12 protein-coding genes and 1 pseudogene are annotated in these 9,418 nt (G+C 36.0%); 1 reads left to right on the top strand and 12 read right to left on the bottom strand.

Annotated features, from left to right (window positions below; translation table 11 throughout):
* Positions 1-148: 148 nt before the first annotated feature.
* The 5 genes and pseudogenes from OCV96_RS19145 to OCV96_RS19125 form a co-directional block, all read right to left on the bottom strand.
* On the bottom strand, positions 149-424 hold the full coding sequence (locus OCV96_RS19145; protein WP_262595202.1) for a DUF2442 domain-containing protein: 276 nt from the start codon (positions 422-424) through the stop codon (positions 149-151).
* A 9-nt stretch (positions 425-433) separates the two neighbouring features.
* The gene (locus tag OCV96_RS19690; protein WP_262595203.1) at positions 434-658 is read right to left on the bottom strand and encodes a DUF4160 domain-containing protein; all 225 of its coding nucleotides are present in this window, start codon (positions 656-658) and stop codon (positions 434-436) included.
* Between the two features lie 106 nt (positions 659-764).
* Positions 765-1,579: pseudogene (locus OCV96_RS19135) on the bottom strand (aldo/keto reductase).
* Between the two features lie 193 nt (positions 1,580-1,772).
* Positions 1,773-2,153: a hypothetical protein gene (locus tag OCV96_RS19130; protein WP_117998218.1), complete on the bottom strand. Its 381-nt coding sequence runs from the start codon at positions 2,151-2,153 to the stop codon at positions 1,773-1,775.
* Between the two features lie 33 nt (positions 2,154-2,186).
* Positions 2,187-2,525 carry a hypothetical protein gene (locus tag OCV96_RS19125; protein WP_262595201.1) on the bottom strand — a complete coding sequence of 113 codons (339 nt, stop codon included), beginning with the start codon at positions 2,523-2,525 and terminating at the stop codon, positions 2,187-2,189.
* 312 nt (positions 2,526-2,837) lie between these two features.
* Between OCV96_RS19125 and OCV96_RS19120 the strand changes: the two genes are divergently transcribed.
* On the top strand, positions 2,838-3,077 hold the full coding sequence (locus OCV96_RS19120; RefSeq protein ID WP_055233313.1) for a DUF6061 family protein: 240 nt from the start codon (positions 2,838-2,840) through the stop codon (positions 3,075-3,077).
* 314 nt (positions 3,078-3,391) lie between these two features.
* Here the strand turns inward: OCV96_RS19120 and OCV96_RS19115 are convergent, their stop codons facing one another.
* The 7 genes from OCV96_RS19115 to OCV96_RS19085 all read right to left on the bottom strand — a co-directional run bounded on the left by OCV96_RS19115 (position 3,392) and on the right by OCV96_RS19085 (position 9,256).
* Entirely contained in the window at positions 3,392-4,018 is a 627-nt protein-coding gene (locus OCV96_RS19115; RefSeq protein WP_055233322.1) for a DUF3879 family protein, read from the bottom strand.
* Positions 4,019-4,139: 121 nt separating this feature from the next.
* Positions 4,140-4,379, bottom strand: a complete 240-nt coding sequence (locus tag OCV96_RS19465) for an HTH domain-containing protein (RefSeq protein ID WP_306769671.1) — start codon at positions 4,377-4,379, stop codon at positions 4,140-4,142.
* A gap of 28 nt (positions 4,380-4,407) precedes the next feature.
* The gene (locus OCV96_RS19105; protein ID WP_006859199.1) at positions 4,408-5,058 is read right to left on the bottom strand and encodes a hypothetical protein; all 651 of its coding nucleotides are present in this window, start codon (positions 5,056-5,058) and stop codon (positions 4,408-4,410) included.
* A 26-nt stretch (positions 5,059-5,084) separates the two neighbouring features.
* Positions 5,085-5,486 (bottom strand): HTH domain-containing protein, encoded by a 402-nt coding sequence (locus tag OCV96_RS19100; RefSeq protein ID WP_055306319.1) that lies wholly within the window; start codon positions 5,484-5,486, stop codon positions 5,085-5,087.
* Between the two features lie 162 nt (positions 5,487-5,648).
* The gene (locus tag OCV96_RS19095; protein ID WP_055233315.1) at positions 5,649-6,713 is read right to left on the bottom strand and encodes a hypothetical protein; all 1,065 of its coding nucleotides are present in this window, start codon (positions 6,711-6,713) and stop codon (positions 5,649-5,651) included.
* Positions 6,714-6,839: 126 nt separating this feature from the next.
* The gene (locus OCV96_RS19090; protein ID WP_055307290.1) at positions 6,840-7,805 is read right to left on the bottom strand and encodes a hypothetical protein; all 966 of its coding nucleotides are present in this window, start codon (positions 7,803-7,805) and stop codon (positions 6,840-6,842) included.
* Positions 7,806-7,855: 50 nt separating this feature from the next.
* Positions 7,856-9,256 carry a hypothetical protein gene (locus OCV96_RS19085; protein WP_055233317.1) on the bottom strand — a complete coding sequence of 467 codons (1,401 nt, stop codon included), beginning with the start codon at positions 9,254-9,256 and terminating at the stop codon, positions 7,856-7,858.
* Positions 9,257-9,418: the final 162 nt, after the last annotated feature.

Raw genomic sequence — 9,418 nt, 5'->3', positions numbered from 1 at the left:
AAAACTAATAGTTTTTTCGTGTCATTTAGAGTGTGGCACAAAAAGATCAATTAGCCAAGGCGCAGGATTTGACGTTTACGTATAAGCTGTAATGGCGACCCTTTCATTATAATTCCGTATACAAATATAATAACAAGACAGGCAATACTTATGCAATCTTTTCACTTACATTTTCCAACCCATACAACATCTCTGGATCTATATCCAGACACTTAGTGCAATCTCTGGTTCCAGTAACATCCCATGCCAATGTCCCATTCAAAATGGTGCATGCATTCATAAAAAAATTAATATCTTTCAATGGTTCAAAAACTTTCTTTTTCAATAACGTTTTAGCATCATAGCATACAATCTTTCCATCTTCAAAATATACATATACGGTATAGTCTTCATTAGGAATTACCTGCACAATATCATAAAACATATCTGCCTCCTACACTAATGGATTAATCCTATTAAGCGGAAGTCCATCTTTGGACAGCTCCCAGTTTTGCATCAGTTCATCCTGATGTATCACACACCATGCTAATATGAGTTTTAACTGCCTGGATGGGAAAGCCCCTTTTATTACTCTTGCTTCGATAATATCTACAATCGCTTTATTTCCATTATATTCTGCATGAAAATGTGGTGGATTATGATCTTTATGGCTACCTATATTATATCAATAATTTATCCTTTTGACCATAATTGTATTACTTCTATGGTGCTTCCTACCTTTTTATTCCAAAATAATTATTCTATCATCTCTACAAAACTGAATTTTATTCTTCCGACATTGCGTATTGCACAATCATTGGATCATCATATTCCGCCCACATAGACTTGTTTTCGTCTAACTGCTTTAGTCGTGTCATTTCATCTTCGGTCAGTTCAAAATCAAAAACATCCAGATTCTGCTTCATTCTGTCCTTATGTGTACTCTTAGGTATAACAACAATTCCTCTCTGTACTTGCTGACGGAGTGCAATTTGAGCAGGTGTTTTTCCATAATTTTCAGCAATCTCCTTCACGATTGGATTTTCTATAATCTCTTTCAGCCTGTGTTGTGCCAATGGTCCCCATGCTTCATGCTGAATATTGTATTTTTCCATCCAATCGTGCAAATAATACTGTTGCCAGAACATGTGCGTTTCCACCTGATTTACCGCTGGTACAATGCGATTGAAAGCAGAAATATCTGCCATACGCTCAGCAGAAAAATTAGAAATACCATGGCACGAATTTTTCCCTCGTCATACAAATCTTCCAATGCATGATACGCACCATAATAATCAGACAAACATTGATGAATCAACACTAAATCTATATAGTCAGTTTTTAACTTCTTCAACGATTCTTCAATAGATGCTTTGGTTTTTTCATACCCAAATTCTGTCACCCAAACCTTTGTAGTAAGAAATATATCCTCTCGATTGATACCAAGTTTTTGTATTGCCTGCCGAATCCCGTCACCAGTTTCTTCTTCGTTATAATACGCCTGTGCGGTATCTATAAGTCTATATCCTACTTCCAATGCTTCATAAACACATCTTGCGGTTTCTTCCTTTGGAATTTCAAATACTCCAAAGCCAATCATGGGCATTTTAACACCATTGTTCAATGTTACATAGTTCATTTTATTCATTTCCTTTCACTTTTGATTTTACTATCTACGAAAGGTTGCTTCCATATGGCTTGTCCTTGGAAAAGAACTTATTCCACATATCTCCTTTGGTCATAATTCCCTCATATTTGACAATTTCCAGCTCTACAAGCTGGAAGTTATCGCTTTACTTTTGTTGTATCTTAGCCAAAATACTTTCTATTACAAGTGTTACTGTTATAAAGGCTCCTACAAGGGTATAGTAGTTTAAGCCATACATCAATGGCAAAAGAGAAATAACTACCGTAATAATGGAAAGGACAAACAATGCTTTGAGAACACCTTTCTTCTTCAATGAAAACAATGAAAGTAAGAAGATGGCAACAGTAAGTGTGGCTGTAATAAGTGGAGCAAAATTTGCATAGCCAAACGGTGTAAGGCTAAAGTATGAGAATGTTTCTTTTACTCTTTCTGTTGGAGATGTTGCAAAAATACAAACTGCTCCCAAGGGTAATAATTCTAACACTATTGTTAAAGCTGGCAAAACCGCTAAGCAGACTTTCTTCATGTTGTATATCTCCTTTACAAATCCCGATTTGTATTATTGGTTATTATATTTGGCGGCTTGTTCTTTCCAGTATGCCATAATATTTTCAACCATTGTAATACACTCATTTTTAGCAGTAGTTTCATTATATTCTTGCATATTGCTGAAAATATGTCCGCATGGTTCTAAATCATCATCTTCAAAACCACCACAAACGCCAACAAGCCATTTACCAAGCAACGACGCTTTGAATTTAAAAATGTAATAATGCATTTCATTAAAATCAAATTCACCTGCACATTCAATTTTGAAAGGCTTTTTTCCTAATTCATGAGAGTCAGATAACCATTCAATCATTGCTGTTTGTGCTGCGTATAGCTGTTCCTTATTCATTTCCATATACCTCCCAAAATTCCGATTGAGATTTCACCTGTTTTAGGGAATTTAATAACTGTTATATTTTGTTATTAAATTCTCTGCAAACCCTTGAAAACACTGGATTTATCGCAGGTGAGCTTTCCCTTATTGTTTCCCTTGTGTTATATCGTCCCGTCAGCGTTTACGAACTCTGATAAGGGCAAATACAAGGGCAAGAAAAATCTATAAAACAGTATAACACAAAATAAAAGTGACATGGTGAACTGATTGAAATGCTTCTGATTTTTGTAACAAATGACTGATTGAATGATAAGGAGATTCTATACGATGAGAACAATATTTGCAGAATACAATCCACACAGAAACAGCATTGATATTTATACTTCTGCTGGTTATATGCTCCGCATTGACTGTTGGGAAACCGAAAAGGATTTAAAAACCACACCCGGATCAGACTGTGCATTGAACGCACTTGCCATTGATAAACCGCTTGAATATGCAAAATTATATCTTGATGAAACAATGCAGATATGGGTAGATGCAGAAGATTCATTAGAACTATGGTGATTTTTTCAACAGCACTAAGGTTAATTTTTCCAATCTCATTTATTGAGAATCGTCTTTTTACCGTGCATATATATTCAATATCTTTTTATCTATTATAATGAAATCAAGGGCTGGTCTAATGCCAGCCCTACAAAAATGAAAATTCACATAGAAAATAAATTTACAATTTTTCCAATATAAACCTGTTATCAACAAATACAAACATAATTTATATTATCGTATCTATTGATATGATATGTATTTCAAAGAGTTACCAGAAGTTTTTGAAAAGTTTTCAACTTCTTCCCTTGTGTTATTATCTAAATCTCCTAATTTTATACTGATACATCAATAGAATTGCGAACTAACCTATTACCATTTTTGACAAGAGTAGATTCCACTGATTCTCTTGTGACATTATCAAGAATGCTTGTATCAAACTTTTGTCCCGGTTTCCAATTTGGATTAGCTGATTTCACTGCTGCATACATAGCGGCTCTATACTGTCCTTCGTATTGCTCTAAAGTCCATGTGCCACTTAGCCGTTTGTCTTTGCTTACACTTAACTGATAATCTTTGAAAATATCTGAACGCTTCGTTGTATCACCATTTGAAAGACCATTTTCCTGAATAAATTCCTTCTTCACATTATCAAACATCTTTTGACGATATTCCTCAGATACACTTGTGAGTTGCTGCCACGATGTACCTTTGCCGGTAACATCCATTCCTGCCACTCCATTTGCATTCAGCAAATCACCTTCTGAATCAAATTGCTTCATCAGATTCTTAATAATGGTATCTCTTCCACCGAATGTTTCATATATCATTCTTTCTTCTGGTGACATCATGGCTTCATTTTGCATAATACCAGATAACCAGCCTTTTTCTTTCAAAGCCTTATATTGTTTGCTATTTGTATTGATGCCATTATACGTGTTACCTAATCCGCTGATATTCATTGCCATATAAAAACCTCCTTGTAAATAAATTCAAAATCCGTTTAGAATTAACTCAATGTTATATGGTATATATCGTCATAAATCTCCAAGAAATAAATTTCACCGTTAAGCGCCCTCACAATTATACAGGTAACTCACAATCCTTTAGCCAAAATCGCAGTTCCATAACAGTCACAGCAATTTTATATTTTACTTCGATTTCAACTTTTTCTGGCGGATTGGCTAAAAGCCTGTCAATATCCTGTTCCTCAACATCAGCCATTTTTGCTATCGTTAGCTTGGATATGCCATGATAGGAAACAAGCACTTCCAAAAAACCGCTTAATTGCTTATCCTTATCTTCAATCGCTCCAAAATACAGAAATCCTACTTCTATTTAAAATTCTGAATTATGAACTCAATTCCGTTACCAGTGAAGAATATCTTTTTGTCCGGTTCTTTATATCCTCCTCACTGACACCATAATAACAATATAAATCTCTGGCTATTTTCTTAAACCTTTTTATGACCGACTTATTTCCAGAGTAAGATATTCCAAATATATTCCAGGTATAATCTACCTCTATTTCCATTAAATCCTCACCAATTTTTATTTCATATAAATGAAAATCCATGGGAATTACATTATCAGGCATTTGGTCAATCAATTTATTTCTAATTTCCATTTCATTCAAAAAATTTTTAACAGATTCTTCATTATGAAAATCTGGTTTTGGAATATCCTTCCTTTGGCCCAAAAGTTCTGGTTTATGCTGCATAATCAAACTAGCTTTTAGATTTTTCTGTCGTTCTATCCAATTTGTTGCGGCAGGATTGATTTCCACTAAATCATAATGATCCTTTGCGTATTGCACCACTTCCGCAAGGGTATGCGGGTTGACCGCTATTCTCTTTTCTATCCTTTTTCGTCTGGATTGATAGATAGCATTTCGGATTCTAATCTTTAGAGATTGCTTTTGAGCTTCTCCAAATATAAAAACACTTGTGGGACCATCTTCACCATTTATTATGGAAACTTGATTGATACTTTTATTTTTCATAAGTGCCCTCTACTCACAAATCCCGATTATATCGGTGATTCACAATCTTTTAGCCAAAATCGCAATTCCATAACCGTCACAGCAATTTTATATTTTACTTCGATTTCATCTTTTTCTGGTGGATTGGCTAAAAGCCTGTCAATATCATTTTCCTCAACACCAGCCATTTTTGCTATCGTTAGCTTGGATATGCCATGATAGGAAACAAGCACTTCCAAAAAACCGCTTAATTGCCTATCCTTATCTTCAATCGCTCCAAAATACAGAAATCCTGCTTTACTAAGTATTTTAAGACGCAATGCAGGATCATCTAGCAAACATTCCACATTGCCCATTACTACTCCATCTATTGTTTCTTCAGTTATTTCTAAATATTTTGAAAGAGTATTTTTATTAAAACGATACTCCTCAATTAAAGAAGTCAACATTTCTGAAATATATTTTTTTTATCATATTTGTGCCTTAATCTCCACTTGTATCATTTACAATATTGCTTGTAACAAGTGTCCCTATGTGAAAGGCACACTCTACACTTTATTGTTGTTATCTTCCATTTTCCGAGCAATTATAACTTTTCCAATCTACGTTTATCAAATGCTCCAAAATTTAGATGCCAGCTCCCGATTTATGATAGATGAGAGAAAATTAGGATTATTATTCTGGAACACTTTCAGACTTTCAAAAAAAGCCGCTTTATTCTCTGTCTTTATATCTGAAAAAGTTGCATCCAGCTTCTGATCTTTTACATTTTTCTCCACATATTCCTCCGACTGCTTTTCGTAATTATCAACCATCGAAGGATTCTTTTTCACTGCCCCTTCATACCAATTTGTAAGGTATTTTAATGCATTAAGCTGTCTGTCCTCATTGCTGCTTTCTTTACTAATCTTCTGATATTCCGTGTATGCACTGCCGTCCATCGTCCTCATCATATCAAGCGCATTTGTAGTCTTTACAAGATTGCTGCCATGTCCAAGATATGTACCTTTCCCTACTCCATAGTCCATATTTCCGTTATTGTCAGCTTTTCCTGCGCTCGCAAGCTTTGCGATAGACTCCATTGCTTCCAAAAATGATTTTCTGCTATCTTCCGAGATAAAATTCTCTGCCGCATATTCCGCTTTTTTCATACCAAGTGAAATATTTGCCTGCCGTTCTTCCTCTGTCATAGAGCCAGTATTTCCGACAAGGAAATTCTGACGGATGATATCATACACAAATCCCTGTTCCTCTTTGCTGCAGTTCTCTACCGCAGATGCAACCGCCTTGTCTGCACCATACATTCCGGAATATGCCGGAAGTTCTAGTGAGTTATCATCCTGCGTAATTTCTTTTTGGAACGCTGCATTTCTCGCCTCCATTGATTCCCGCTGCTCCTGTGTTACATTGGCATCCACTATACCTTTCTTGTTTTCCACAAGTGCAGCCATTCCATCTCCCGAAAATTCAACAATAACCGCATCTCCATACTGCGAACCGATGTCCTTCATCGCCTGCAGGGTTTCTTCCCTTGACATCTTGTCCATAATCTTATTGCCATGTTCATCTGTAGTGTTAAATTCATACTTTACAAGGGTGTCTTTCTTATATGTACCATTCCCATATGAGGGAATATTCGTTGTTCCTCTGTAAAACTGACTGTAATCAATATTCATAATATACACTCTCCTCTACTTTATTTTTTCTTAGGTATTTATGAAATACCAAAAGTCTCATAAATACAATATTTTTACCACATAAAACATACTATATTTTTATAGTTTCATACTTGTATATATATCTTATGCAAACATATAATATCTGCCTAAATCATCAACTTTATATACATTATTTTCCTGAGTGGCGCCATAATTATCACCATAATATATCTTTATTCCTTTCAAATTTTTTGTCCATGCACTTATGTCTGCACAATCATTTTCTGCCGCCAAACATTTTCTGGCAGTAGCATAACAGGAACCCGGCATATCAATTTCCCATGCTTTGCTGAAATCACCATCATACGGAATATATGTAATTCCATTAGGAGTCAAAAATGTAAAACCATCTTTTTCGCGTTTCAGATTTCCTGATATCTCAAGTAAAGCATATAATCCTGCCGTAGACCGTTGCGAACTTACCGGATATTTTTGAAATTCATCGGCTAATTTATTCAGCGTTTCTATATCTTTATCGGATGTTATGATTACCGAAACTCCTTGTGCCTCATTTCCTTTTATCGACAAATAATTTAACCCTGTCTTTGAATCACGGTTTACTACCAATCCCCCCTGTAGCGGTATTTCCTTTATATCAATATTTCTTTTGTCAGACAAATCATTCAAAAGATTTTTCAGTTCACTTGTCATGGTTACATTATACGAAAATGGCTGATCCATATTAATCAGGAACTCCATTCCTGTTTTCTCATCTCTTTGAATTGCTAATTGATCTTCTCTTATATAAAAATCTTTTCCTGCCTGCTTATCTACAATCTCATATGCTGCTACTCCATTTACATATGTAGCATCTTCGATTTTATATCTTTCTGTTTCTATTGGTAATTCAACATCTTGAGATATGCTATTTTTTGTATAAATTCCAAAGTTACTATAATCTGTACTGTTTACATAGGAATCCCTTGTGCTAATCTTATTACTTATACACTCTTGGGCTTTATTCATTGTATCAGAAAAATTTCCTACTGCATTTCTATTATTTTTACTGCATAACATACTTTGTTGTAAGTAACCATTCTCTATTCTCATGATTCTCCCTCCCAATCACTTGGGTTTTATTGAATACTCCATTATAAACTTTAATCTTTTATCTGAAATGTACCGTCTGCTATGACAAACTGTACATTCAACCCGGACATAATATCTTTGTGCTGTGTCCGGTTATATGCTAAAATTTCCCGGATATCGCTTGCATAATCCTGATAGGTCAGGTTATCGCCTGGATTATTCAACAGATCATCCAGTGTTTTCGGCAGACCATGTATCGCTGTATTTTCTACGGAGAGGTCTCCAAGCGATACGCTGCCGCCAGATGCCTTATATAAAAATTTTCCCACATCCACCGCAGCTTGCAACAGATATTTTTCTTTATCTGACAACTCCTGTATTTTTGAATCCGTGCAAAAATAAATATCCATCAGCTCATCCGAATACTTTGACAGAACATTCTCTATCTTCTGTTTCATTGCATGATCCTGAATACCGTCCACACTTACCTGACCATCCGCCCCAATTTTTATGGAAAACGTGGAATCTGAAATATCAATTCCCGCTTCCTGCAGATCAGCAGATATCCTATCTTTTACTGTGGTATTCATTTTTGCACTTGCATTCGCACGATCCAGCTCTGCTGCAGTACAAAAGATATTTAAAAGAGCATTTTCCTGTTCCGTCAGTTCTCCTCCTGCTGCTTTTTTTTCCAGTAAATTATGAATCTGCTCATCATCCGGCACTGCCCCACCCTGCATAACATCTTCTGCCTGTTTCTGATGCAGTTTCTCCATCTGCTCTGTATAATAGGCTTTGTACTTCTGCCGGATTTCCTTAATTGCACGCGTTTCCTCAGTATCGGTTAAGCCTTCCTGCATCTGCTTCCTGACTGTCCCTTCATACTTCTGAACCTCTGCCATTTCCTGATAAGCTCCATGGCTTTTATCCGCCTGCGTTGTCTGGAAGGAAAGATGATATTCGGCATCCGGGTTTACCGTCGAACCGTTCTTTGCCTGTACCTTCACGGTATAACCTCTGTTGTCCGAATTCCAGTTCGGTATGGTAATACTAAGACCGCCGTTTCCATTCTCTTTCCCAATGCCGACCTGATTGCCTTCCTCATCATACAAAACCATCTCATAATCACAGCCTTCCGGTATATGATCTAAAGTGATCGTAATATCCTTATTATAGGTATCCTTCGCGAAACTTAATGCCCGGTACTCTGTAATATTGAATTTGTAATAATCCACATCTTCCGTATCCGATAAATTTCCCTTTAAATATCCATCCGGCTTATTGATAAGTGCCGTCAGATCCAGTGTTCTTCCAAACACATCCTGATCCGTATATTTATTGGTTTTCCAGAAATAATCATTGGAAACTTTACTGTTTTCTACTGCTATATTTTTATCAGTGGGTAAACCTTTTTTCTTAAACTCATACCCTACAAGCTGCGTTTGCATTTCTACTGTGCGAGTTTTTACCATCTGTTCATTCTCCTTGTGTATAATTACTTTTCATAATCATAATACTTTTCTGAAACTGTACTCATACATATCCGAATACATGTTATCATGCGGTTGGGGCGTCAGCCTTCTATCCAATGCCGCCATATCCACCGTAAAACCACTGTCTGCCACAGAGAACGC

The sequence above is a fragment of the Waltera acetigignens genome, assembly GCF_025567015.1.
GTDB classification, from domain to species: Bacteria; Bacillota; Clostridia; order Lachnospirales; family Lachnospiraceae; genus Acetatifactor; species Acetatifactor acetigignens.
This window is presented reverse-complemented; position numbering and strand designations above follow the sequence as displayed.